21 protein-coding genes, 3 tRNA genes and 1 pseudogene are annotated in these 22,717 nt (G+C 64.6%); 11 read left to right on the top strand and 14 right to left on the bottom strand.

Translation table 11 applies throughout. The features are described from left to right. Positions 1-58: 58 nt before the first annotated feature. Together ACKODO_RS02735 and ACKODO_RS02740 are read right to left on the bottom strand one after the other, a co-directional pair. Positions 59-135 (bottom strand) — tRNA-Arg (locus ACKODO_RS02735). A 66-nt stretch (positions 136-201) separates the two neighbouring features. Continuing rightward, on the bottom strand, positions 202-507 hold the full coding sequence (locus tag ACKODO_RS02740; RefSeq protein ID WP_408981921.1) for an ETC complex I subunit: 306 nt from the start codon (positions 505-507) through the stop codon (positions 202-204). Positions 508-668: 161 nt separating this feature from the next. Here ACKODO_RS02740 and ACKODO_RS02745 point away from each other — a divergent pair, with 161 nt between their 5' ends. Then, on the top strand, positions 669-800 hold the full coding sequence (locus ACKODO_RS02745; protein ID WP_408981922.1) for a hypothetical protein: 132 nt from the start codon (positions 669-671) through the stop codon (positions 798-800). 66 nt (positions 801-866) lie between these two features. Then, a pseudogene (locus ACKODO_RS02750) lies at positions 867-1,112 on the top strand (deaminase); the annotation flags it as partial. A gap of 10 nt (positions 1,113-1,122) precedes the next feature. Here the strand turns inward: ACKODO_RS02750 and ACKODO_RS02755 are convergent. The 5 genes from ACKODO_RS02755 to eda all read right to left on the bottom strand — a co-directional run bounded on the left by ACKODO_RS02755 (position 1,123) and on the right by eda (position 4,108). Continuing rightward, positions 1,123-1,199, bottom strand: a tRNA-Pro gene (locus ACKODO_RS02755). Positions 1,200-1,260: 61 nt separating this feature from the next. Next, positions 1,261-1,683: a DUF192 domain-containing protein gene (locus ACKODO_RS02760; protein WP_408981943.1), complete on the bottom strand. Its 423-nt coding sequence runs from the start codon at positions 1,681-1,683 to the stop codon at positions 1,261-1,263. 205 nt (positions 1,684-1,888) lie between these two features. Next, positions 1,889-2,458, bottom strand: a complete 570-nt coding sequence (locus tag ACKODO_RS02765; RefSeq protein ID WP_408981923.1) for a cold-shock protein — start codon at positions 2,456-2,458, stop codon at positions 1,889-1,891. A gap of 177 nt (positions 2,459-2,635) precedes the next feature. After that, a complete protein-coding gene (locus tag ACKODO_RS02770; protein WP_408981924.1) occupies positions 2,636-3,424 on the bottom strand; it encodes an SIR2 family NAD-dependent protein deacylase in 789 nt (262 codons plus the stop codon). Positions 3,425-3,469: 45 nt separating this feature from the next. Continuing rightward, complete coding sequence (gene eda, locus ACKODO_RS02775) at positions 3,470-4,108, bottom strand: bifunctional 4-hydroxy-2-oxoglutarate aldolase/2-dehydro-3-deoxy-phosphogluconate aldolase (protein ID WP_408981925.1); 639 nt, start codon at positions 4,106-4,108, stop codon at positions 3,470-3,472. Positions 4,109-4,364: 256 nt separating this feature from the next. Between eda and ACKODO_RS02780 the strand changes: the two genes are divergently transcribed. Both ACKODO_RS02780 and ACKODO_RS02785 read left to right on the top strand, forming a co-directional pair. Continuing rightward, positions 4,365-4,805 (top strand): VOC family protein, encoded by a 441-nt coding sequence (locus ACKODO_RS02780; RefSeq protein WP_408981926.1) that lies wholly within the window; start codon positions 4,365-4,367, stop codon positions 4,803-4,805. 44 nt (positions 4,806-4,849) lie between these two features. Further along, positions 4,850-6,001, top strand: a complete 1,152-nt coding sequence (locus ACKODO_RS02785) for an aromatic ring-hydroxylating oxygenase subunit alpha (protein ID WP_408981927.1) — start codon at positions 4,850-4,852, stop codon at positions 5,999-6,001. Between the two features lie 22 nt (positions 6,002-6,023). Here ACKODO_RS02785 and ACKODO_RS02790 read toward each other — a convergent pair whose 3' ends face one another. Further along, on the bottom strand, positions 6,024-9,644 hold the full coding sequence (locus tag ACKODO_RS02790; RefSeq protein ID WP_408981928.1) for a hydantoinase B/oxoprolinase family protein: 3,621 nt from the start codon (positions 9,642-9,644) through the stop codon (positions 6,024-6,026). Positions 9,645-9,859: 215 nt separating this feature from the next. Between ACKODO_RS02790 and ACKODO_RS02795 the strand changes: the two genes are divergently transcribed. The 5 genes from ACKODO_RS02795 (at position 9,860) to ACKODO_RS02815 (ending at position 14,290) form a co-directional block, all read left to right on the top strand. Then, positions 9,860-10,684 (top strand): putative hydro-lyase, encoded by an 825-nt coding sequence (locus tag ACKODO_RS02795; RefSeq protein WP_408981929.1) that lies wholly within the window; start codon positions 9,860-9,862, stop codon positions 10,682-10,684. Positions 10,685-10,744: 60 nt separating this feature from the next. Continuing rightward, entirely contained in the window at positions 10,745-11,716 is a 972-nt protein-coding gene (locus ACKODO_RS02800) for a TRAP transporter substrate-binding protein (RefSeq protein ID WP_408981930.1), read from the top strand. Positions 11,717-11,865: 149 nt separating this feature from the next. After that, a complete protein-coding gene (locus ACKODO_RS02805; RefSeq protein WP_408981931.1) occupies positions 11,866-12,396 on the top strand; it encodes a TRAP transporter small permease in 531 nt (176 codons plus the stop codon). Positions 12,397-12,410: 14 nt separating this feature from the next. Beyond that, positions 12,411-13,718, top strand: a complete 1,308-nt coding sequence (locus ACKODO_RS02810) for a TRAP transporter large permease (protein WP_408981932.1) — start codon at positions 12,411-12,413, stop codon at positions 13,716-13,718. A 20-nt stretch (positions 13,719-13,738) separates the two neighbouring features. Then, a complete protein-coding gene (locus ACKODO_RS02815; RefSeq protein WP_408981933.1) occupies positions 13,739-14,290 on the top strand; it encodes a winged helix DNA-binding protein in 552 nt (183 codons plus the stop codon). Between the two features lie 214 nt (positions 14,291-14,504). Here ACKODO_RS02815 and ACKODO_RS02820 read toward each other — a convergent pair whose 3' ends face one another. Then, positions 14,505-15,272, bottom strand: a complete 768-nt coding sequence (locus tag ACKODO_RS02820) for a GntR family transcriptional regulator (protein WP_408981934.1) — start codon at positions 15,270-15,272, stop codon at positions 14,505-14,507. Between the two features lie 748 nt (positions 15,273-16,020). Between ACKODO_RS02820 and ACKODO_RS02825 the strand changes: the two genes are divergently transcribed. After that, on the top strand, positions 16,021-16,812 hold the full coding sequence (locus tag ACKODO_RS02825) for a DUF2189 domain-containing protein (RefSeq protein ID WP_408981935.1): 792 nt from the start codon (positions 16,021-16,023) through the stop codon (positions 16,810-16,812). Positions 16,813-16,893: 81 nt separating this feature from the next. Here ACKODO_RS02825 and ACKODO_RS02830 read toward each other — a convergent pair. Then, positions 16,894-16,968, bottom strand: a tRNA-Glu gene (locus ACKODO_RS02830). A 191-nt stretch (positions 16,969-17,159) separates the two neighbouring features. On the opposite strand from ACKODO_RS02830, the gene ACKODO_RS02835 reads away from it, so the two are divergent. Next, positions 17,160-18,068, top strand: coding sequence for a DMT family transporter (locus tag ACKODO_RS02835; protein ID WP_408981936.1), 909 nt, complete (start codon positions 17,160-17,162; stop codon positions 18,066-18,068). Here ACKODO_RS02835 and recJ read toward each other — a convergent pair. The 4 genes from recJ to ACKODO_RS02855 form a co-directional block, all read right to left on the bottom strand. Next, positions 18,063-19,838 (bottom strand): single-stranded-DNA-specific exonuclease RecJ, encoded by a 1,776-nt coding sequence (gene recJ / locus ACKODO_RS02840; protein ID WP_408981937.1) that lies wholly within the window; start codon positions 19,836-19,838, stop codon positions 18,063-18,065. The genes ACKODO_RS02835 and recJ overlap by 6 nt on opposite strands. Further along, positions 19,835-20,278 (bottom strand): GNAT family N-acetyltransferase, encoded by a 444-nt coding sequence (locus tag ACKODO_RS02845; RefSeq protein ID WP_408981938.1) that lies wholly within the window; start codon positions 20,276-20,278, stop codon positions 19,835-19,837. Before ACKODO_RS02845 ends, recJ begins: the two co-directional genes overlap by 4 nt. A gap of 108 nt (positions 20,279-20,386) precedes the next feature. Continuing rightward, positions 20,387-21,382, bottom strand: a complete 996-nt coding sequence (gene glpX / locus ACKODO_RS02850; RefSeq protein WP_408981939.1) for a class II fructose-bisphosphatase — start codon at positions 21,380-21,382, stop codon at positions 20,387-20,389. Between the two features lie 104 nt (positions 21,383-21,486). Beyond that, positions 21,487-22,717: homoserine dehydrogenase (locus tag ACKODO_RS02855; protein WP_408981940.1), on the bottom strand; the 1,231-nt coding region annotated here is incomplete at its 5' end.

Raw genomic sequence — 22,717 nt, forward strand, 5'->3', positions numbered from 1 at the left:
AACCCCTCGATTCAAATTGCGAGAAACACCTCGTAACCCTTTGACAACCATAAATTTTTGGCGACCCCTGCAGGGCTCGAACCTGCGACCTAGTGCTTAGAAGGCACTCGCTCTATCCAGCTGAGCTAAGGGGCCGGCAAAGGCAGATTTTGATCGTCCAGAAGTCGAGAAGCTGCGGGAAACACGGCTGGCGGGCCGGGTTCAATGCGTCCAGGCGCCAATGCGGTTATGCTTGAAATTGTCCGAATAGGCGGCCGGCCGGCGCTTGGCCTCCTTCGGTTCCTCGATGCGATAAGCGAGCCCGTTGCGCGTGGCAAAGGCGATGGCTTCCTCCTTCGTGTCAAACCAGAGCTTTACTTGGCCGAGCGTGTCGGAGGAGGAGGTCCAGCCCATCAGGGGCTCGATCGTGCGGGCGGCGCTGACTTCGAATTCGAGAAGCCAGCGGTTGCTCTTGGCAGTGCCGGACTGCATCGCGGTCTTGGCGGGACGGGAGATACGGGCCGTCATCGGTGGACTCCGGGGCGGTGGATCAGGCGGGAGGCACCCCGCTTCCGCCTCGTGATACTGGCACTTTCCGCGCGAGGCAACCGCGGCCTTGGTCGCTGGGCAAGCGCAGATTGACAGCCCTCCCCGCCCCTGACACGGATGGAGCGGACGGGGAGACAAGCATGGCCGAGCGCCCGAGCCTCGAGACCTACCTCATGGGCTTTGCCCGCCACGCCGCGTCGCGCTCGAAAGACCCGACGCAGGTGGGCGCGGCATTGATCGGACCCGATGGAGAAGTTCGGCTGACGGGTTAAAATGGGCCTCCACGCGCCGTTGTCGACAGTCCGGACCGCTTCGAACGGCCGCGGAAACATCTCTTCGCCTCGCATGCCGAGCAGAACATCGTGGCCTTCGCCGCACGTGAAGGCATATCGACAAGGGGCTGCACGATTTATGTGACGCACCACCCCTGCAGCGCCTGCGCCCGTTCGATCATTCATGCCGGCATGGCCTGCGTGGTGATCGGCGATGGGGTGACCTCGATGCCACCGGAGGAATTCGAGGCTGCCGCCGCCATGTTTGCCGAGGCGGGCGTGATGGTGCGGAAATTCGCCGCTGCCGAATAACGAAATGAGATGGTCGGGGTAGCAGGATTCGAACCTACGACCTGTAGTACCCAAAACTACCGCGCTACCAGACTGCGCTATACCCCGAATTCAAGAGCCGCTACCACTTGTTCGTGGAACGGGCAAGGCATGGAAAACCTTGTCCGCCTCACCGGAACATCGGGTGCACGACGCGATCGCCGGGCCGGATGCCCAGGCGCTCGGCCGTGCCGGCATTCAGTTCGAGCACGGCCCGCACCGGCACGCCGGAGGAAATGGTCCGCTCGCTCTCAACCTCCGTGCGATGCTCGATCCGATGGATGCGGCCATCCGCGAAGATGAAGAGCATGTCGAGCGGAATGAAGGTGTTGCGCATCCACATCGAGACCATCTGGTCGCGTTCGAAATCGAAGAGCATGCCCTGATCCGCCGGCATGGATTGCCGGAACATCAGGCCCCTCGCACGGTCGGCATCGGTGCGGGCCATCTCGATGCGGAAATTGTGGCGCTTGCCCCCGGAATCGATGGTGAGCGGTTCAAGCCGGATGCCGCCCTCGGCCTGCCGGGCGCGCGCGGCATCGCGCTCGGCCATGCGGGTGAGATTCGTGAAAACCGAAATGCCCGCCACCGAGAGCATGAAGCCGACGAACAGGATCAGGAACACGCGGCCACGTATGAGACCGGAAGGCTTGGATTCGCCGGGCATCGCAACACTCATCAGGGCTCGACCGCGTCACGCGGCCATGCGAGGCGCTATGGGATGTTCCGCGGCGGGAATCAACCCGCCCGCCAACCCTTCAGTGCGAGTTCGGCGGATCGCCCTCGTCACCCAGCCGGATTTCGGAAGCCATCAGGCCCTTCGGACCCTTGCCGAAGCGGACATAGACCGTATCACCCGGAACAAGCTCGGCGACGCCGGTCCGGCGCAAGGTTTCCATATGGACGAAGATATCCTCCGTCCCCTCCCCGCGCGAAACGAAGCCGAAGCCGCGCAGCCGGTTGAACCACTTCACCTCGGCCTTTTCGAGCCCGCTCGTCGCTGTCACATGCACATGCGTGCGGGCCGGCGGCAATTGGGAGGGGTGGACGGCGGTGGAAAGATCCATCGAGAGGATGCGGAAGGCCTGGTATCCGCGCGGACGCTCGATCGCTTCCACCACGATCCGCGCCCCTTCGGGCGCGGTCTGGTAGCCGTCGCGGCGGAGACAGGAGACATGCAGCAGCACATCGGCCAAGCCGTTATCCGGCACGATGAACCCGAATCCCTTGGAGACATCGAACCATTTGATCGAGCCGGAAATCTCGACAAGGTCGAGTGGCTGATCATCCGGGCGCCCCTCGGAATCGCGACCGAGAGATGGAACCATGAAGCGGTTCCCGAATGCCTTGGCTCCGAAATCGTCACCCATGAACGTGTCCGACCCGCGTTTTCCATCGGCGTCGCTTCCGATTGGGAGAGCCGACGCACGACGAATCTTTGTTACTGAGGACTTAACCATAACATTGATTGGGATGGCTTTCGCAATCCCCTTTCGCGCGGCATTTCACAGGCCAGAGGGAGCAAGGCCCCGGTCTTTTGGCTCCCGGAACGAAAGGCCGGCAAAGGCCTCTCCGATTTCGCCACGCACGACGAGATCTGCGGCCGGATCAAGCGGGGTCTGCTCGCGATTGACAATGACCAGCGCGGCGCCATTCGCCTTCGCCACGAGTGGCAGTTGCGCGGCGGGATGCACCACGAGCGAGGAGCCGATGACGAGGAACAGATCGGCTTCCCGCGACCATCGGTCGGCCTGCCGCATCGCGGCTTCGGGCATGCGCTGGCCGAAGGAAATGGTCGCGCTCTTCACCGGCCCGTCACAATCCTCGCAGCGCGGCGCGCGTCCCGTGGCCTCGAACACCGGGCGGATCACATGCAGTTCGTGGCGCATGCCGCAATCGAGGCACGTGGCATAGGTGCCGTTGCCATGAAGCTCCACCAGTTTCTCCGCCGGCGTCCCCGCCTGCTGATGCAGCCCGTCGATGTTCTGCGTGACGAGGCCGATCGCCCTGCCCTCACGCACGAAATCCGCAAGCAGGCGATGCACCGGCGAGGGTTTCGCGCCGGCGAAACTGTCATCCATCGTGAACTTGCGCCGCCACGCCTCGCGGCGGGCCTCGGCGCTCGCGAGAAAGGCCTCGAACGGAATGGGCTTGTTCGCCGTCCAGGGCGAGCCGGGCGTGCGGAAATCCGGCACGCCGCTCTCGGTGGAAAGCCCCGCGCCCGTGAAGATCACGAGCCGGCGGGAGGCCAGCACGGCATCATGCAGGGCGAGGCGGAGGGCGGGCGCGACCATGCCCCGATTGTTGATCGCGCGAGCCAGGCATTCAAGCCCCTGGCATCAGGCGCGGGCGCGCAGGGCCGCCGCTTCCGTCGAGAGGCGCGTGATCTCGGCCCAATCGCGGTTCGCCAGCGCCGCCCTGGGCACAACCCACGAACCACCGACGCACATCACGTTGGGAAGCGCGAGATAATCCGGCGCATTGGCGGGCGTGATGCCGCCCGTCGGGCAGAATCGCAGTTCGGAAATGGGCCCCGCGACGGATTTCAGGTATTCGCGGCCGCCCGCGGCTTCGGCGGGAAAGAATTTCATCTCCCGGAAGCCCATCTCCATCAGCGCCACCATTTCGGAAAGCGTGCCAGCACCAGGAAGCGCCGCGATGCCCTGATCCGCCAAGGCACGGCCCAGCCTCTCGCTGGTGCCGGGGGTAACGAGAAACCGCGCACCGACATCCACCGCCTGCTTCACCTGTTCGGGCGTGAGAATGGTGCCGATGCCGAGCACGACATCCGGGCATTCCCTCGCAATGGCCGCGCAGGCAGCCAACGCGACCGGCGTGCGCAAGGTGACCTCGATGACACCCAGACCACCTGCATGCAGGGCGCGCGCCAGCGGCACGGCCTCCTCCAGATGTTCGATCGCGAGAACCGGGATGACGCGCGCTTCACCGAGCAGGGGCGCGAAAAGGGGGCGCGGCATGGTCACTCCAGCAAGAAAACGGTTGGCAGAAAAGCGGTTGGCAGAAAAGCGGTTGGCAAAAAAACGGTTGGGCGGGCGCGGGAGTTAGCCCGCCCGAAAATCGGGATAGCACCTATGTAGGAAAAAATCATCATATTTTTGTTTCCTACTTATGGTTTCAGGCTTATGGTTTCAGGGCATTTGCCGCGTCCGCCGCCTTGCCATTGGTTGGCCTGCCGCACCATATGGAAAGGACATTTCCACCCGGAGCGCCGCCATGGAATACCTGCACACGATGATCCGAATCCGCAACATCGAGGAGAGCCTGAAATTCTTCTGCGATGGCCTGGGCCTCGTGGAAACACGGCGCACCGAAAGCGAGAAGGGCCGCTACACGCTCATCTTCCTCGCGGCACCCGGCGATGTGGAGCATGCCAGGGCGCATCGCTCGAAAGAGGTGGAGCTCACATTCAACTGGGATGACGAGGAGTATCAGGGCGGGCGCAATTTCGGCCATCTCGCCTATCGCGTGGATAACATCTACGACACCTGCGCGCATTTGCAGAAGCAGGGCATCACCATCCTCCGCCCGCCGCGCGAGGGCCGCATGGCCTTCGTGAAGAGCCCGGACGGCATCTCGATCGAGCTGCTGCAGAAGGGCGACAATCTGCCCGTGGCCGAGCCTTGGGCCAGCATGCCGAATACCGGGAGCTGGTAACGGCACGGGTTGCCTCCTGCCCTCCCGCGCTGCACAAAGCTGGCATGATTTCTCGTGACCCTCAGGCCGGCGTGACCGGCATCGCCGCGCGCCTCTCGCCCGAAGCCTTCCGGGCCGAGCAGGAGGCGCTTGGCCAATGCTGGACCTTCCTCGGCTTTGAATGGCAGGTGAGCCAGCCGAATGACTGGTTCCGCACCATGCTCGGCGGGCGGAGCATCATCGTGCAGCGTTTCGAGAAGGGTATCTCGGCCTTCGAGAACAAATGCGCGCATCGCGGCTTTCCGCTGCGGCACGAAGACAGGGGCAGCGGCCCGCTGATCTGCGGGTTCCACCACTGGCGCTACAATGCCGAGGGCCTGGCACTCGGCATCCCCGAATGCCCGGCCCAGTTCAGGGTGACACCGCGCGAGGTGGATGCACGGTTGAAGCGCGTGGAGATCGCCGCCGCCGGGCCGATGCTGTTCGGGCGGCTCGCGGGCGGGCCGGACGTTTCCTTCGAGGAGTGGATGGGGCCGGGCCTGCCGATCCTGAAGCATCTCGCGGGGCAGGTCGCACCCTCGAAAGCGATCTACGAGCGCGTGGTGAAAGCCAACTGGCGCTACATGATGGATATCTCGCTCGATGATTACCACATCGTCGCGGTTCACCCCTCGACCTTCGGCAAGGACGGGTATCTGAACCCGGACAACGTGCATTACGCCCGGTTCGGCGCGCATAGCGCCTATCTGCCGGGCGGCGCGCCGGGCGCGCTGGATGCCATGGCAGAGGCCTGCGCGCGAGGCGACTATACACCGCATCGCTATCGCATCTTCCAGTTCTTCCCGACGCTGATCTTCGCCATCGTGAAGATCGCAGATGCCCTGGGCGACACCTACTGGGCGCTGACCGTCCAGCGTCTGGTGCCCGAAGCGCATGATCGCACGCGGTCGATCTCGACCTTCTTTCCGCTCGCGCCGAAGCCCGAGGGCGGAGGGCATAAGGCCATCCAGCGCCGGCTCACCTGGCCGGGCATGCTCGCGGGCTTCAAATACTACGGCGCGAAGGTCCACAACGAGGACAATGAAGCCTGCGAGAAATTGCAGGCCAGCGCACGGCTCGACGACCCCACGCCCTACCTCGCGAAACACGAGGAGCGCATCGGCTGGTTTGATGACAGCTATCGCCGAATTCTCGCGGGCGAAGAGGTCCGCGCCTGAGGCGCGAACCGTTTTCGGGGCTTCAGGCCCGGCCATATCCGCCCGGCGTGGGCGGGATGATGATGATCGCCTCGCCTGGCTTCAGCACCGTCTGGTCGCAGCCCTTCAGCGTTTCGATTGCCCCGCCGAGGCGGCGCACCTGGTTCTTGCCGATCTGGCCGTTCTCGCCACCATTCAGGCCGAAGGGCGGCACGCGCCGGTGCCCAGAGAGCAAAGCGCAATCCATCTCCTCAAGGAAGCGGATCTGGCGATGGGTGCCGTCGCCGCCCCGGAACCGGCCCTTGCCGCCCGAGCCGCGCCGGATGTGGAAATCCTCCAGCACCACGGGAAACCGCAGTTCGAGAATCTCCGGATCCGTCAGCCGCGAATTGGTCATGTGGGTATGCACGCCCGGCGTGCCATGCCAGCCCGGACCGGCCGGGGAACCGGAGCAGATCGTCTCGTAATACTGGTATTTCGCATTGCCGAAGGTGAGGTTGTTCATGGTGCCCTGCGCGGCCGCCATCGCGCCGAGCGCGCCGAACAGGCAGTTCGTGACCGCCTGGCTCACCTCCACATTGCCCGCGACCACCGCCGCCGGATAACGCGGCGAGAGCATCGAGCCTTCCGGCACGATGACCTTGATGGGCCGGAGGCAGCCCGCATTCATCGGGATGCTGTCTTCCACCATCACGCGGAACACATAGAGCACCGCCGCGCGCGTCACCGGTTCGGGCGCGTTGAAATTGTCGCTGCGCTGCGGCGAGGTGCCGGTGAAATCGACGGTCGCTTCCCTTTTTTCCCGATCCACCGTGATCTTCACCTTCACCTTGCAGCCCTGGTCCATCTCGTATTCGAAGACGGCATCATGCAGCCGCGCCAGAACGCGGCGCACGCTCTCGGCGGCATTGTCCTGCACATGGCCCATATAGGCCTGAACGACAGCAAGGCCGAAGCCGTCGATCATCTTTTCAAGTTCGGCGACGCCCTTCGCGTTGGCCGCGATCTGCGCCTTCAGGTCGTTGATGTTCTGGACGATGTTGCGGACCGGATGTTTTGCGCCGGTCAGGAGCTTCACCAGCGCCTCCTCGCGGAACTCGCCTTCATCCACGAGCTTGAAATTGTCGATATAGACGCCCTCCTCCTCGATATTCACCGCGAGCGGCGACATCGAGCCCGGCGCGATGCCGCCGATATCCGCGTGATGCCCGCGCGAGGCGACCCAGAAGAGCAGCGTCTTGCCGGCATCATCGAAAACCGGCGTGCAGACCGTGATATCCGGCAGATGCGTGCCGCCATTATAAGGCGCGTTGATCGCGTAAACATCACCCGGCCTGATATCGGCATTGCCCTTGATGATCGCCTCGACGGAGCGATCCATCGAGCCGAGATGCACCGGCATATGCGGCGCATTCGCCACGAGTCGCCCCTCCCGGTCGAAGACCGCGCAGGAGAAATCGAGCCGCTCCTTGATGTTCACGGAATAGGCCGTGTTCTGGAGCGCCACGCCCATCTGCTCCGCGATGGACATGAAGAGGTTGTTGAAGATCTCGAGCAGCACCGGATCAGCCTCGGTGCCGATGGCCTTCACGCGGTCGAGCGCCTCCCTGCGGGCGAGCACGACATGGTTCTTCGGCGTGATCGCCGCTTCCCAGCCCTGCTCGACCACGATGGTCTGGTTCGGCTCGATCAGGATCGCCGGGCCCATGAATTTCATGCCAGGCTTCAGATTGGCGCGCAGGCAGACCTGCCCCGCGCGCCATGCCCCCTGGCTGAAGAAGCGCACGGGCCTTTCCGGTGCCGGCATGTCCTTCGCGGTGGCGAAGCTCGGCTCGTCATGGCCGGAGCCGCCGCCGATGGCTTCCACATGGATCGCCTCGACGACAATCGGTTTGGCTGAATCCATGAAGCCGAAGCGGGCGAGATGCGCGGCCTCGAAACGCGCCCGCAGCGCCTGTGGAACATCCCCCGCGCGCCATTCCACCTCGATCGGGCTATCCGTGCCAGCATAGCGCAGATGCAAGGCGGTCACGAGTTCGATCGCGTCGCGGACAATTCCCTGCCCCTCGACCTCGGCCACGGCCTCGTTGCCGATGGTGGCCTGCGCGCGCGCGACATGTTTGCCGACATCGCCGCCAAGCGGCACTTCCACTGCCAGCTGGCGCGTCGAGCGGATCGCCGCGAGGCCCATCCCGTAGGCCGAGAGGAGGCCGGAATAGGGGTGGATGAGGATCTTCGTCATGCCGAGTTGATCCGCCACGAGGCAGGCATGCTGACCGCCCGCACCGCCGAAGCAATTCAAGGCATAGCGCGTGACATCATAGCCGCGCTCGACCGATATCTTCTTGATCGCATTGGCCATATTGGCGACGGCGATGGCGATGAAGCCGTCGGCGATCTCCTCCGCGCTCTTGCCCGGAACCTTGGAAACGAATTCCGCGAAGCGCTTTCTCACCGCCTCGACATCCAGCGGCTCGCCCCGATTGGGGCCGAAGATTGCGGGGAAGAATTCAGGCATCAGCTTGCCGGTCATCACATTGGCATCCGTCACGGCGAGCGGGCCGCCATTGCGATAGCAGGCCGGGCCGGGATCAGCACCGGCGGAATCCGGCCCGACGCGGAAGCGCGCGCCGTCATAATGCAGGATGGAGCCGCCGCCGGCCGCGACCGTGTGGATGCGCATCATCGGGGCGCGCATGCGTACGCCCGCCACTTCCGTCTCGAAGGCGCGCTCGAACGTGCCGTCATAATGCGCGACATCGGTCGAGGTGCCGCCCATATCAAAGCCGATCACATGGCTGAACCCGGCGCTGCGCCCGGTCTCGGCGAGCGCCACCACGCCGCCGGCCGGCCCCGAGAGAATCGCATCCTTGCCCTGGAAGAGATCCGCCGCCGTCAGGCCCCCCGAGGACATCATGAACATCAGGCGCGCACCGGAATTCTCGAGATCGAGTTCTTCCGCGACCTGAGTGACGTAGCGCCCGAGGATGGGGGACAGATAGGCGTCCACGACTGTGGTATCGCCGCGCCCCACCAGCTTGATCAGCGGGGAGACCTCATGGCTGACCGATACCTGCGGGAAGCCCATGCCGCGCGCGATTTCCGCGACACGCTTCTCATGCGCCGGATAGCGATAGGCATGCATGAAGACGATGGCGATGGCCTGAACACCCCTGTCCTTCAAAGCCTTGAGCGCCGCCATGGCGGCGGCTTCATCGAGGGGCTTTTCCACCATGCCGTCGGCGAGGACGCGCTCGTCGATCTCGATCACATCGGAATAGAGAAGCTCGGGCTTCACGATCTCCTTGGCGAAAATGTCGGGCCGCGCCTGATAGCCGAGTTCGAGGGCGTCGCGGAAACCCCTGGTGGTCACGAGCACGGTCTGCTCGCCCTTCCGCTCGAGCAGCGCATTGGTGGCAACGGTCGTGCCCATGCGCACTTCATGCACCACGCCATGCGGGAATTTCTCGCCGGGCCTGAGGCCGATCAGCTCGCGGATGCCCTGCACGGCTGCGTCGCGATAGGAGCGCGGATTCTCGGACAACATCTTCTTCTGATGAAGTCTCCCGGCCGGGTCACGCCCGATCACATCGGTGAAGGTGCCGCCCCGGTCGATCCAGAAATCCCAGGCCCCCTGCCCATCGACCCTGCCATTCGCTTCCACGGAGGCCTCCCTTGCGCTTTTCATGGTATTGCGATTTCGCATTTAAAACGTCGATATTTTATTGACAAGATGATTTTGTAAGTTAGCCTCATCTTCTGTGAAGCCGGCGCGGAAAGGCGCGGGTGGAAAGGCGCGGGCAGAAAGGCGCGGGCAGAAAGGCGCGGGATGGGGTTGGGAGCCCCGCCCGGACCCCTTTCTGACCAGGGAGGCGCAGGATGAACGCACAGGTGCAGACCACCGAAGCGAACGGGCGGCCGGGCCGCGATCTTCCGCCCGAAGAATTGCGCATGCTGATCCGTTCCGGGCGGTATCAGGGTGCGACATCGGGCCTCGCGCCGGGTTTCGTGCAGGGCAATCTCGTGATCCTGCCGAAGGGGCTTGCGAGCGATTTTCTTGCCTTCGCGCATCAGAACCCCAGGCCCTGCCCGGTGATCGGCCTTTCCGAGCCCGGTTCGCCGCGCGTGCCCGATCTGGGCAGCTCCATCGACCTGCGCACCGACCTCCCCCGCTATCGGGTGTGGAAGAATGGCGAACTCGTCTCGGAAGTCCCCGATATTCGCGACGATTGGCGCGATGATCTCGTGAGCTTCGTCATCGGCTGCAGCTTCTCCTTCGAGGAGGCCTTGCTGGAGGATGGAATTCCGCTGCGTCATGTGGCGTGCGGCGCGAATGTCGCGATGTATCGCACGAACATCGCCTGCGCTCCGGCCGGGCCGTTTGCCGGGCCGATGGTGGTTTCCATGCGCCCCCTGAAGCCGGCGGATGCAATCCGCGCGATCCAGATCACCTCGCGTTTCCCGGCAGTGCATGGCGCGCCAGTGCATCTCGGCGACCCGGCGCTGATCGGCATCGAGAACCTCGCCAGGCCGGATTATGGCGACCCGGTCGAGGTGAAGGATGATGAAATTCCCGTTTTCTGGGCCTGTGGCGTCACCCCGCAGGCGGTGATCGCGGCAGCGAGGCCCGCCTTCGCGATCACGCATGCGCCGGGTGCCATGCTCATCACGGACAAACGAAATTCGCGGATGTCGGCCTTCTGACATCCGCGGGGAGAGGTGCCGGGCTCGGCCTGGCGCGGGGATCACAACAGGGAGACCACAATGAACCAAATGCTCCGAATGACCGCTGCGGCCGGTTTTGCCGCGCTTGCGACCGGCGCTTTCGCCCAGACCAAGTGGGATATGCCGACCGGCTATTCCGACGGCACCTTCCAGACGCAGAACGTGCGCAGCTTCGTGGACGACGTGGCGCGCCTATCCGGCAACAAGCTCGCGATCACCGTGCATTCCAACGGTTCGCTCGTGAAGATGCCGGAAATGAAGCGTTCGGTGCAGTCGGGTCAGGTCCCGATGGCCGAAATGCTGGTGTCGGTGCTCTCGAACGAGAATGCGATCTTCGGCTTTGATTCCGTGCCGGGCCTCGTCGGCTCCTATGCGGAAGCCCGCAAGCTCTACAACGCGGCCCGCGCGCAGCTCGCGGAGACGCTCGACAAGCAGGGCCTCGTGCTCCTTTATTCGGTGGCTTGGCCGCCGCAGGGCGTCTACACGGCGAAGCCGATCACCGCGCTCGCGGAGCTCAAGGGCACGAAGTTCCGCTCCTTCAACCCGGCCACCGCGCGCTTCGCGGAACTGATCGGGGCCGTGCCAACCACCATCCAGGTGCCGGAAATCGCGCAGGCCTTCCGCACGGGCGTGCTCGACGCGATGATCACCTCGGGGGCCACGGGCGTGGACAGCCAGGCCTGGGACTTCCTGAAATACTTCTACGACACGCAGGCCTTCCTGCCGCAGAACATCGTGATCGCGAACAAGCGCGCCTATTCGGCCCTGCCCGATGACGTGAAGACGGCCATCCAGAACGCGGCCAAGACGGCAGAGGATCGCGGCTGGAAGATGAGCGAGGAGCTCAACGGCACGCACAAGAAGACGCTGGCCGAAAAGGGCATCAACGTTCTTCCCCCCACCGACGCCATGAAGGCCGAACTGAAGAAGATCGGCGAGACCATGGCCGCCGAATGGGCGAAGCGCGCGGGCGCCGAAGGCGAGAAGATCCTCGCCGAATTCCGAAAGTAATCGCGGGCTCTCCCCGAGACCTCGCGGGACCGTGGCGACGCGGCCCGCGAGGGTTTCTTCCTTTGCTCCAGACGTGCTTCCGCGGGAGAACCCGGCCGAATGCCGGGTTTCGGGAGCGGGTTTGCGTGTTTTTCCAGGGAGGTGGTGCCATGCGCCGCGCACTTGATTCACTTTACAAGCTCTGCGGGGTGCTGGCCGCGGCCGCCATGCTCATGATTGCGGCACTGATCCTCGCTCAGGTCTTCCTGCGGTTCTTCGGCAGCCAGATCAGATCGGCGGATGACATTTCCGGCTGGGCGCTGGTCGCGACCATCATCCTCGGCCTCGCCCCCACCTACCGGCACAACGCGCATATCCGCGTGACGCTGCTGATCGACCGGTTCCCGCTCGGCACGCCATTCCGCGCCTTCCTCGAACGAGCCGTGACGGCGCTGTCGATCGTTCTCGTCGGCTGGGCGGCCTATGTCAGCGTCCATTTCGTCTGGGAAAGCTACATCTACAACGAGCTGAACCAGGGCCTGCTCGCGGTTCCCATGTGGATCCCGCAATTCTTCATGGCCTTCGGCTTTCTCGTCTTTCTCATCGCGCTCGTGGACGACCTCGTGGTCGATCTCATGGGCGGCAGGCAATCGCATCTCGCAGCCGCGGCAGACGGCGACGAGATGCCGGTCGAACGCTGATCCGGGGGCACATCATGGAGCCTTCAAGCGCATCTCTCCTTCTCATTGTCGTGATGTTCGTCACGCTGGCCTGCGGCCTGTGGATCGGGCTCGCGCTCGGCCTCGTGGGCTTCATCAGCTTCGCGGCACTGACCAATTCCGACCCCGCGCTCTCCTTTGGCACGACCGTCTGGGGCAGCCTCAATTCGTGGACGCTGACCGCCCTGCCGATGTTCATCTTCATGGGCGAGATCCTGTTCCGGTCGAGCCTTTCGGACGACATGTTCAAGGGTCTCGCACCCTGGATGCAACGGCTCCCGGGCCGCCTGCTGCACACCAATGTGTTCGGCTGCGGCATCTTCGCGGCGATTTCCGGCTCCTCGGCCGCGACCTGCGCCACAATCGGCCGCATGACCATCCCGGAACTCAGGAAGCGCGGCTATGACGACATGATGTCGCTCGGCTCGCTCGCCGGCTCCGGCACCCTGGGCCTGCTCATCCCGCCCTCGATCATCCTGATCGTCTATGGCGTGGCGGCGGAGGTTTCCATCGCGCGGCTCTTCATCGCGGGCGTGATCCCAGGCATCGTGCTGATGCTTGCCTTCTCGGTCGTGCTGATGATCTGGGCGACGCTCCAGCCGCAGAAGGTGCCGGATCGCGACGCGCCGATGACCTTCCTGCAGAAGCTGAACGAGAGCCGCCGGCTCATCCCCATCGTCCTGCTCATCATCATCGTGCTCGGCTCGATCTATGCTGGCATCGCCACGCCAACCGAGAGCGCGGTGCTGGGGGTCGTGGGCTCGCTGGCGCTGACCCTTGCAACAGGCACCTTCTCGTGGAAGATGTTCACCGACAGCGTGATGGGCGCCGTGCGCACCAACACGATGATCGGTCTCATCCTCGCGGGCGCGGCGTTCCTGACGACCGCCATGGGCTTCTCCGGCCTGCCCCGCATCTTCGCGGATTGGGTGAACAGCCTCGGGCTGAGCCAGATCGGCCTCATCATGGCGCTGACCTTGGTTTACATCGTGCTCGGCTGCCTGATCGATGGCATCTCGATGGTGGTGCTCACCGCTGCCGTGGTCCTTCCGGCCGTGAAGGCCGCGGGCATCGATCTCGTGTGGTTCGGCATCTTCGTGGTGCTGGTGGTGGAAATGGCGCAGATCACCCCGCCCGTGGGTTTCAACCTGTTCGTCATTCAGGGGCTGACAGGCCGTCCGCTTGGGTATATCGCTCTCGCCGCCCTGCCCTTCTTCTTCGCGATGCTCGGAATGGTGGCGATCATGGTGATCTTCCCTGATCTCGCGACCTGGCTTCCGAACCAGATGCTCGGGCAGAAATGAACCAGCCAGAGGAGGCGATCATGTCGAACCGCAAGGAGCCGGATGCCATCAGCGCCCGCGCTTCCGATCCGCTCGGCCCGATTGTCTCCTCCGCGCATCTCGCCTCGGGCGCGAGCCCTTCGCTTTCGGAATTCGAATTCGGGCTGATCCTCGTCAGCCACGCCTTCGAACGCTGGATGGTGCGCTGCATGGCCGCAGCCGGCGTGAAGGATGTCTCCGCGCTCGACGTGCTGGTGCTGCACACGGTGAACCACCGTGGCCGTTCGAAGAAGCTCGCGGATATTTGCCTCGTTCTGAACGTCGAGGACACGCATACCGTCGCTTATGCCATCAAGAAGCTCGAACGGCTGAAACTGGTGAAATCCGGCAAGGCGGGCAAGGAAAAGACGGTCATGATCACCGCTGCGGGCGAAGCCGCCTGCCTCACCTATCGCGAGATCCGCGAGGCGCTGCTGGTGCGCACCATCCGCTCTCTCGGCCTCGAGGAGAGCATGCTTCATGACGTGGCGCAGCGCATGCGCGCACTCTCCGGCCATTATGACCAGGCTGCCCGCTCGGCCGCGAGCCTCTGACAACCTTCTGGCAAAGACCGTGTATCCGTCTGATGCGCGGGCGACGCCCATGGCGGCTTGACCTCGCCCCGCCACGACCTTGGAATCAAGGGGTGCGTCTTGCCTCGGCGTCTGGGCTGTTTTTCGCCGTGGGGGGCCTCTCACGCGTTTCAGCCGCATCCGGCAAGCGACGAGCGAGACCGTCGCCCCCGTCGAGGCGAGGCCGCCCGAGCGGTCAGGCCTCGACCCGGCGCAATCCGAACCCGGCCCTGAGCGCATCGAAGCTCAGGTTGAAGCGATCCGCCCGGAAGAAAAGCTGCGTATGCAGCACGCCTCGCCCGATGGAATCATAGAAGCTGCGCGCAATCGACAGAACCGGGTCGCCGCCCGCGAGGCCGAGCATCCGCGCCACTTCGCCCTGCGCGGCCTCCGCTCCAGCCACCTGCAGGCCGCGTTCGACGGGGTTATCCGCGCCGATCAGCGGCCCGAGCAGCCAGTCGCTCGCAAGATCCGCCTCCGAAAGACGATCCGCCAGCCGGCGAGGCACATAATCCACGCCGAACGCAAAGATCTGGCCGCCGCGCATGCGCTGCCGCGCGATCCGGCGCACGCTTTCGCCGGGCCGCAGGCGCAAGGCACCGAACACGGGCAGCGGCGGCACCACATCCTGCACATCGATGCCTTCGATCTGGAGACCGGCCGACAGATCTTCCATGCGCCCAAGCAGGCTCGCCAGATCAAGGATGACCGGTCCGTTGAAACCGCGATCGCGCAGGAAGGTGCCCGCCCCGGCGCGGCGCTCGACAATGCCCTCCGCCATCAGCCGATCCAGCACGCGTCGAAGCGTCACGCGCGAAACGCCCAATTCCCCGGCGAGTTGCGGCTCACCCGGCAAACGGTCGCCGGGAGAAAGGTTGTCCTGACGAATGCGCGAACGCAATCGCTGATACGCCTCCTCCGATCGCGAGGAACGCTCCCCAACCGGCATCTCGTCCATGGCCATGTTCGATACTGCCCGCAGCCCCTGGCGGCAAGGCCGGGAAACCGCCCTGGAACCCGCCCTGGAACCCGTCTGCCTCGGGAATTTCCTAGAATATAATCTGTCAGGGAGGATCGTTCCAGCGTCAATCTTCAGATCGTTGAATTGCCGGGACCCGCACGAACTGCCGATGCAAATCGTGCATTCAACCGATTTCGACGGAAGAACCAAACCGATCGGAAGAAGCGACCCGGCTCGTGCGCCGCCCGCCGGCGGTGACGTGCCTTCATGCGCCGATCTTCTTCCGCACCGATCGGCCGATTGCCTGTTGGATAGCCGTCCCTGCACACGCCATGAAGGCGAAGGCGGCCAATCTCGCAACCCGGAATGACTTTGTGGTCCGGGTTGCAGCCAGAGCAGGTTTTCGAACTTGCCGAACACGCTGCGTGTCGAGATGCCGGTGAAAAAGGCCCGTTCATGCCCATTGATTGGGCAGGCCGCGGCGAAAACTGCCAGATGCGCGCGCCGGAGAGCCGCCCGCTCCGCATGCCATGCGAAATTTCGATGACCGCAAGGCCGGAAAACTCCTGTCGCGGCGAGAGGAAGAGGGGATGCAAGCGGGTCGGTCGCGTTCCTCCTCAAGAACAGGCCAAACCGCGGGCCGGCCGAAACCGATCGGGGTTGATCAGCATCAAGGGCCCATCCCTCTTTTCAGACACAGAATATCAACGCAGGATGATGGAACAAAGCGGCGTTCTGGCGGGAGGTTTTCATGAACGAGGCAGTGAGCGAGTTGCCTGCGCGGCGCGACCCTGTCGTGCGGGCCGTGACACAGTCCGATATTGCCGAGGCGATCGGCGCGGGCCTGCGGGATTTCCAGGCAAAACCGGTCTACGGCATGGTTTTCGGCGGAATCTATGCGCTGGGCGGCATGGCAATCGTGCTCTCGGTCACGGCCTTGCAGATGACCTATCTCGCCTATCCGCTCGCCGCGGGCTTCGCGCTGATCGGACCTTTCGTTGCAGTCGGGCTTTATGAAGTCAGCCGGCGGATCGAGAGTGGCGAGGCCATCAGCTTCGGCAGCATCTGGCGCAAGGTGCGAAGCCGCGCGGAGGTCGGCTGGATGGCCTTCGTCACGCTCTTCATCTTCATCATCTGGATGTATCAGGTGCGGCTGCTGATGGCCCTGTTCTTCGGCCTCAACATCAATTTCTCGACCCTGCCGGAATTCATCAACGTGGTGTTCTCCACCAGCCAGGGACTGGTTTTCCTGATGATCGGCAACGTGATCGGCGCGGCCTTGTCGGTCATCCTGTTCTCGCTCACGGTGGTGTCCTTCCCGCTGCTGCTCGACCGTGATGTCGATTTCGTGACCGCGATGATCACCTCGGTGCGGGCGGTGATGACCAGCCCGCTGCCGCTCGTCACCTGGGCACTGGCGATTGTGGCCTTGCTGATTGTATCAGCCCTGCCCTTCTTCCTCGGGCTCATCATCACGCTGCCGGTGCTGGGCCATACGACCTGGCATCTCTACCGGCGTCTGGTCGAGCAGGAAGGCAAGTGACCACGATCCCGACAGCACCGAGGGCCGTGCCGAACATGGGCCGAGCCGAAAAAGGAAGAGGCAACAGGAATGGCGTGGGAGTGGCGCGCCCTACGGGAATCGAACCCGTCTTTACAACGTGAAAGGCTGTCGTCCTAACCGATAGACGAAGGGCGCCGCGAAGCTCAATTAGCGAGGTTCGGCGGGCGGGGCAAGCGGGCGCGAAAAGTTTTTCAGGGCTGCCATTTTTCACGGCTGCGATGCGGTGCCATGCAATCATGCGATGATTGTGCTTGCCCGCGGAATGCGCGCGTGCTCATCAGGAAGCCCGCCGGTTGCGGCCGGCCCCTTGCGCAAGCCCGTTTTCGATGTCCGATCCCAAGCTTTCGACTGACGCCCTCCCCGATCGCGCGCTGGCCGGCATCGGCCTGATGCTCGCGGCGATGTTCGCCTTCTCCCTCAATGATGTGATGGGAAAATGGCTGGTCGCGACCTATGGCGTTGCGCAGATCCTGCTGATCCGCTCCTTCGCGGCGGCGGCGATGCTTGCGCCGGCGATCAGCCGGATCGGCTGGCGGGCCGTGGTGGTCCAGGATCGGCCTTGGCTCCATGCCGCGCGCGCCATCTGCTCCACGGCGGAGGTGGCCTTTTTCTACTGGGCGGTCATCTATCTGCCGCTGGCGGATGCCGTGGCCTTCTATCTCGCCTGCCCGATCTTCGTCACGCTCTTCGCCATCGTGTTCCTGAAGGAGCAGGTGGGCTGGCGGCGCTGGCTGGCGATCGTCATCGGCTTCGTGGGTGTGCTGGTGGCGGTGAACCCCACGGGGGAGAGCTTCACCTGGCCGGCGCTGATCGCGCTGTCGGGCACGATCCTGTTTGCGGGGCTCAACATCCTCACGCGCATGCTCGCGAACACCAACGAAGTGGCCTTGGTGAGCTGGCAGGTGGCAAGCGCGCTTCTCTTCGGGTTGCTCGTCGCGCCCTTCCGCTGGGTCACGCCGAGCCTTTTCGATTTCGCCTGCCTCTGCCTGCTCGGGATTGTCGCGAACCTCGCGCATATGGGTGTCAATCGCGCGCTGAAATATGCGCCGGCAGCGGTCGTCGTGCCCTATCAGTACACGCTGATCGTCTGGGCGGTGATTCTCGGCTACCTGTTCTTCGGCGACATTCCAAGGATGAACGTGTTCATCGGCTCGCTGATCATCGTCGCGGCGGGGCTCTACATCTTCATGCGCGAGCAGGCCCGCGCAAGGGAAAGGGCAGCGAAGGCCTCATAGCCGCGCAAGATCGACCAGCCGGAAGCTCACCTTCACGCGCCCGCCCCATTGGTCGAGGCTCGCGGTTCCGGCAGCATGCACCATTTCGCCGCGCGCGGCGAGAAGTGCGTCACCGAGCGGCTTGCCGGCTGCACGGAAGGCCATGGCCTCGATGCGGGTGCCGCCGGTGCTCACGAGATTGGCCTTGAGGTGCCCGCCCCTGAGTTCCATCACCTCGGCCACGCGATGCGAGGGCAAAGCGAAAACCGGCTCGGGATTGCCTGATCCGAACGGGCCCGCGCGGGCAATCCCGGTGACGAAATCCGGTGTGAGGCTCTCGGCCGAGAGTGCGGCATCGATCGAGAGCGCATCCTCGGCCCGTGCGATCCGCACGGAAAGCGCGAGCCGCTCCTCCAGGAAATCCGCGAAAGCCACGACCCCGCCCGGCGGAAGCGTGACACCGGCCGCCATGAGATGCCCGCCGCCCTTCAACGCGATTCCCGCTTCCACCGACGCGCGCACGGCCCCGCCCAGATCGACTCCGACGATGGACCGGCCGGAGCCCGTGAGCGCGCCTTCATAGGCGGCGATCGCGAAAGCCGGGCGGCGGAAACGTTCCTTCAGGCGCCCGGCGATGATGCCGACAATGCCCGGGTGCCAGCCCTCGCCGGCGACCACGAGCACCTCGCGATCCTCCTCCGCGAGGCCGAGCGCGAGCAGCGCCTGCGCTTCGGCCTCCAGCAGCATGGCTTCTTCCACCGCCTGCCGCTCGCGGTTCAGGCCGTCGAGCGTCTCGGCGATGCGGCGCGCTTCCTCCGGGTTATCGGAGAGCAGAAGGCGCGCGCCGAGGGCGGCATCGCCGATGCGGCCACCGGCATTGATGCGCGGGCCGAGGAGATAGCCGAGATGCCAGGCCTCCGGGGCCGAATCGAGCCGGGAGACATCAGCCAAAGCCGCAAGCCCGATGCGCTCGCGGTTCTTCATCACCTTCAGCCCTTGCGCCACGTAAGCCCGGTTGAGGCCCGTGAGCGGCACGACATCGGCCACGGTCGCCAGCGCCACGACATCGAGCTGCGAGAGCAGATCCGGCGCCGCGAGCCCCTGCTCGCGCAAGGCGCGGTTCAAACCCGCAAGCACGAGGAACACCACGCCCGCCGCGCAGAGATGTCCGAGGCCGGAGAGATCATCCTGCCGGTTGGGGTTCACGAGGGCCGCGACATCCGGCAAATCCACCGGCGCCTGATGATGATCGAGCACGATCACATCCATGCCGAGCGCTTTGGCTTCCGCGAGAGGCGCATGGCCGGACGTGCCGCAATCCACGCAGACGAGAAGGCGCGCGCCCTCGGCTTTCAGGCCGCGAATGGCCTCGGAATTCGGGCCGTATCCTTCCGTCAGCCGGTCCGGGATATGGATGAAGGGCCGGAGCCCGAAATGCCGAAGATAGCCGGCGAGCAGGGCCGCCGAGCAGGCACCATCGACATCGTAATCCCCGAAGATGGCGATGGGCTCGCGCGAGACGATGGCCTCGGCCAGCCGGGCAATCGCGCGTTCCGCATCCAGCATCACCAGCGGGTCGGGCATCGCGGATTTGAGGCGCGGCTCGAGGAAATCAAGCGTGTTCGTCACCTCGGCCCCGCGCCCCGCGAGAATGCGCGCGAGCGTGTTCGGCAGGCCGTGAATATCCGCGATGGCCTCGGCGCGGCGCGCGCCCTCGGCATCAAGGCGATCCACCCACGCCCGTTGCAGGGCGGAGCGCGTGACTTTCAGGAAGGGCGGCTTCGGGCTCACAGATTGTGTCGATAGACGATGAATCCCGAGCGGTCAGCCAGCTTGTTGTATAGCACCTGCGCTTCGGCATTGGTTTCATGCGTCTGCCAGTAGACGCGGCACCAGTTCTGCCTGGTGGCCTCGGCATAGACATGCTCGATCAGCGCGCGGCCCACGCCCTTGCCGCGCGCCTCCGGCACGGTGAAGAGGTCCTGCAGATAGCAGACATCCTGCAGAAGCGAGGTATTGGCATGAGGGAAGAAATGCACGATGCCGAGCAGCTTCTCACCCTCGAAGGCCCCGTGGGCCTGCACGACATGCGCCTCGTCCATGAAGCGGCGCCAGCATTCATCCCGCACTTCCTGCGGCAGGCTGCGCTTGTAGAAGGTGAGATAGCCGATGAAAAGCGGCTCCCATTGGGCGCGATCGGCAGGGGTGAGGGGGCGGATATCGAGGGGCATGGGAAACCGTCATTGCGAGGAGCGAAGCGACGAAGCAATCCAAGATTTCCGTTTAGTCTGGATTGCCGCGACGGGCTACGCCCTCCTCGTGAATGACGGAACGGAACCTCAATCCAGATGGAACTTCGTGAGTTCCCGATGCTCGCCCAGAATGCGGCGCACGGTGCCCGTGAGCGAGCGATAGACGATGGTCTCCGTCTCGATGATGTCGCCCGAGAACTTCACGCCCTTCAGCAGCGCGCCATCGGTGACGCCAGTGGCGGCGACGACCGTATCGCCCGAGGCGAGATCAAGCAGGTCATATTTCTTCTTCGGTTCCTTCACGCCCATGGTGGCAGCGCGCGCCACCTTCTCGGGCGTATCGAGGATGAGGCGACCCTGCATCTGGCCGCCGACGCAGCGCAAAGCGCCCGCCGCGAGCACGCCTTCCGGCGCGCCGCCGATGCCGAGATAGATGTCGATGCCGGTCTTGGCGGTTTCCGCGCACTGGATCACGCCGACCACGTCGCCATCAGTGATGAGGCGGATGGAACAGCCGAGCGCGCGCAGCTTCGCAATGAGATCGGCATGGCGCGGGCGATCCATCACGAGGGCGGTGATTTCATTGGCCTTCACGCCCTTGGCCCTGGCCAGCGCATGGATGTTGTCTTCCACTGGGGCGTCGAGGTCGACGATACCCTTGGGGTAGCCCGGGCCAATCGCGATCTTGTCCATGTAGACATCCGGCGCGTAGAGCAAGGTGCCCGCCTGCGCCATGGCCATCACGGCGATGGAGCCCGGCATGTCCTTCGCGCAGAGCGTCGTGCCTTCCAGCGGATCGACCGCGATATCGACCTTCGGGCCCTTCTTGGTGCCGACCTTCTCGCCGATATAGAGCATCGGGGCTTCATCGCGCTCGCCCTCGCCGATCACGATCGTGCCATCGATGGGGAGCTTGTTGAGTTCGCGGCGCATGGCATCCACCGCCGCCTGGTCGGCCGCCTTTTCGTTGCCGCGCCCGCGCAGCTTGGCCGAGGCCACGGCCGCGCGCTCGGTCACGCGGACAAGTTCCATGGTGAGGATGCGTTCGATGATCTTGTCTTCGGTGACAACGAGGTCGGTCATGGGGGGCTTCTTCGGGTTGGGGGGAACAGAGGCGGGTCTCTAGCAGGGAGCGCCGCCGGGGTCATGCGGAAAGAGGCGGGTTCCGGCCCACCTTTCGACGCGGATCACCTTTCGATGCGAATGACTTGCGGCGGGCCATCGAGCACGCCTTCCTCGGCGATGGCCGCCACGGCGTCACGCACGCGCAATTCGGTCGTGGCATAGGTGATGAGGATCACCGGCACGGCGCCCGAAGCGCTGCGCGGCGTGCCCCTGCCCTTCTGGAGGATGGATTCGAGGCTGATGCCGCGCTCGGCCATGCGGCTCGCGATGGTCGCGGCGGCGCCGGGGCGGTCGAGCACCTGCAGGCGAACGTAATAACCACCCTCATGCTGCTGCATCGGCGCGCGGATCGGCTTCGCCAGCGCGCCCGATGGCCGGCCGAAGACCGACACGCGATGGCCGCGCGCGAGATCGACGATATCGCCCACGACAGCCGAGGCCGTGGCACCACCACCGGCACCAGGCCCCACGAGGGTGATCGCGCCCACCGGTTGCGCCTGGATTTCCACGGCGTTGGTCACGCCCATCACGCCGGCGAGCTGGCTGGTGCGCGGCACCATGGTCGGATGGACGCGCTGCTCGATGCCCTGCGCGGTGCGCTCGGCGACCCCCAGCAGCTTTATACGGAAACCAAGTTCTTCCGCCATCAGAAGATCGAGCGGTGTCACGCCCGAAATCCCTTCCACATATACCGCATCGCCATCGACCTCCGTTCCGAAGGCGAGCGCGGTGAGAAGCGCCAGCTTGTGGGCGGTGTCATAGCCCTCGACATCGAAGGTCGGGTCGGCTTCGGCATAGCCCAGTTCTTGCGCCGCCTTCAGGCATTGGGCGAAATCAAGCCCCTCCTCTTCCATACGGCTCAGGATGTAATTGCAGGTGCCGTTGAGAATGCCCGAAACACGGGTGATCTCGTTGCCCACGAGCGCCTCGCGCAGGGCCTTGATGACCGGGATGCCCCCGGCAGCGGCCGCTTCGAAGGCGATGGTCGCGCCATGGCTTTCTGCACGGCGCGCCAGATCACGCCCATGCGTGGCCAGCAGCGCCTTGTTCGCGGTTACCACCGCGGTGCCGTGATCGAGCGCGGCCTCGACCGTCGCGCGCGCGCTTCCTTCGGCACCCCCCATCAGCTCGACGATGACATCGATATCCGTACGACAGGCCATCTCGACCGGATCGTCATACCAGCGGTAGCCCGAGAGATCGACGCCGCGATCCTTGCCCCTGGAACGGGCGGAAACCGCGACGACCTGGATGGGGCGTCCCGCGCGCTCCGCGAGTTCGTTCGCAGCCTGG

This window comes from Rhabdaerophilum sp. (assembly GCF_046092605.1).
Lineage (GTDB): Bacteria > Pseudomonadota > Alphaproteobacteria > Rhizobiales > Beijerinckiaceae > Rhabdaerophilum.

Bases quoted from the DNA above. Each gene is read 5' to 3' on its own strand.
- ACKODO_RS02740 (WP_408981921.1), bottom strand. From the start codon at position 507: ATGACGGCCCGTATCTCCCGTCCCGCCAAGACCGCGATGCAGTCCGGC.
- ACKODO_RS02745 (WP_408981922.1), top strand. From the start codon at position 669: ATGGCCGAGCGCCCGAGCCTCGAGACCTACCTCATGGGCTTTGCCCGC.
- ACKODO_RS02760 (WP_408981943.1), bottom strand. From the start codon at position 1,683: ATGGCCGAGCGCGATGCCGCGCGCGCCCGGCAGGCCGAGGGCGGCATC.
- ACKODO_RS02765 (WP_408981923.1), bottom strand. From the start codon at position 2,458: ATGGTTCCATCTCTCGGTCGCGATTCCGAGGGGCGCCCGGATGATCAG.
- ACKODO_RS02770 (WP_408981924.1), bottom strand. From the start codon at position 3,424: ATGGTCGCGCCCGCCCTCCGCCTCGCCCTGCATGATGCCGTGCTGGCC.
- eda (WP_408981925.1), bottom strand. From the start codon at position 4,108: ATGCCGCGCCCCCTTTTCGCGCCCCTGCTCGGTGAAGCGCGCGTCATC.
- ACKODO_RS02780 (WP_408981926.1), top strand. From the start codon at position 4,365: ATGGAATACCTGCACACGATGATCCGAATCCGCAACATCGAGGAGAGC.
- ACKODO_RS02785 (WP_408981927.1), top strand. From the start codon at position 4,850: ATGATTTCTCGTGACCCTCAGGCCGGCGTGACCGGCATCGCCGCGCGC.
- ACKODO_RS02795 (WP_408981929.1), top strand. From the start codon at position 9,860: ATGAACGCACAGGTGCAGACCACCGAAGCGAACGGGCGGCCGGGCCGC.
- ACKODO_RS02800 (WP_408981930.1), top strand. From the start codon at position 10,745: ATGAACCAAATGCTCCGAATGACCGCTGCGGCCGGTTTTGCCGCGCTT.
- ACKODO_RS02805 (WP_408981931.1), top strand. From the start codon at position 11,866: ATGCGCCGCGCACTTGATTCACTTTACAAGCTCTGCGGGGTGCTGGCC.
- ACKODO_RS02810 (WP_408981932.1), top strand. From the start codon at position 12,411: ATGGAGCCTTCAAGCGCATCTCTCCTTCTCATTGTCGTGATGTTCGTC.
- ACKODO_RS02815 (WP_408981933.1), top strand. From the start codon at position 13,739: ATGTCGAACCGCAAGGAGCCGGATGCCATCAGCGCCCGCGCTTCCGAT.
- ACKODO_RS02820 (WP_408981934.1), bottom strand. From the start codon at position 15,272: ATGGCCATGGACGAGATGCCGGTTGGGGAGCGTTCCTCGCGATCGGAG.
- ACKODO_RS02825 (WP_408981935.1), top strand. From the start codon at position 16,021: ATGAACGAGGCAGTGAGCGAGTTGCCTGCGCGGCGCGACCCTGTCGTG.
- ACKODO_RS02835 (WP_408981936.1), top strand. From the start codon at position 17,160: ATGTCCGATCCCAAGCTTTCGACTGACGCCCTCCCCGATCGCGCGCTG.
- ACKODO_RS02845 (WP_408981938.1), bottom strand. From the start codon at position 20,278: ATGCCCCTCGATATCCGCCCCCTCACCCCTGCCGATCGCGCCCAATGG.
- glpX (WP_408981939.1), bottom strand. From the start codon at position 21,382: ATGACCGACCTCGTTGTCACCGAAGACAAGATCATCGAACGCATCCTC.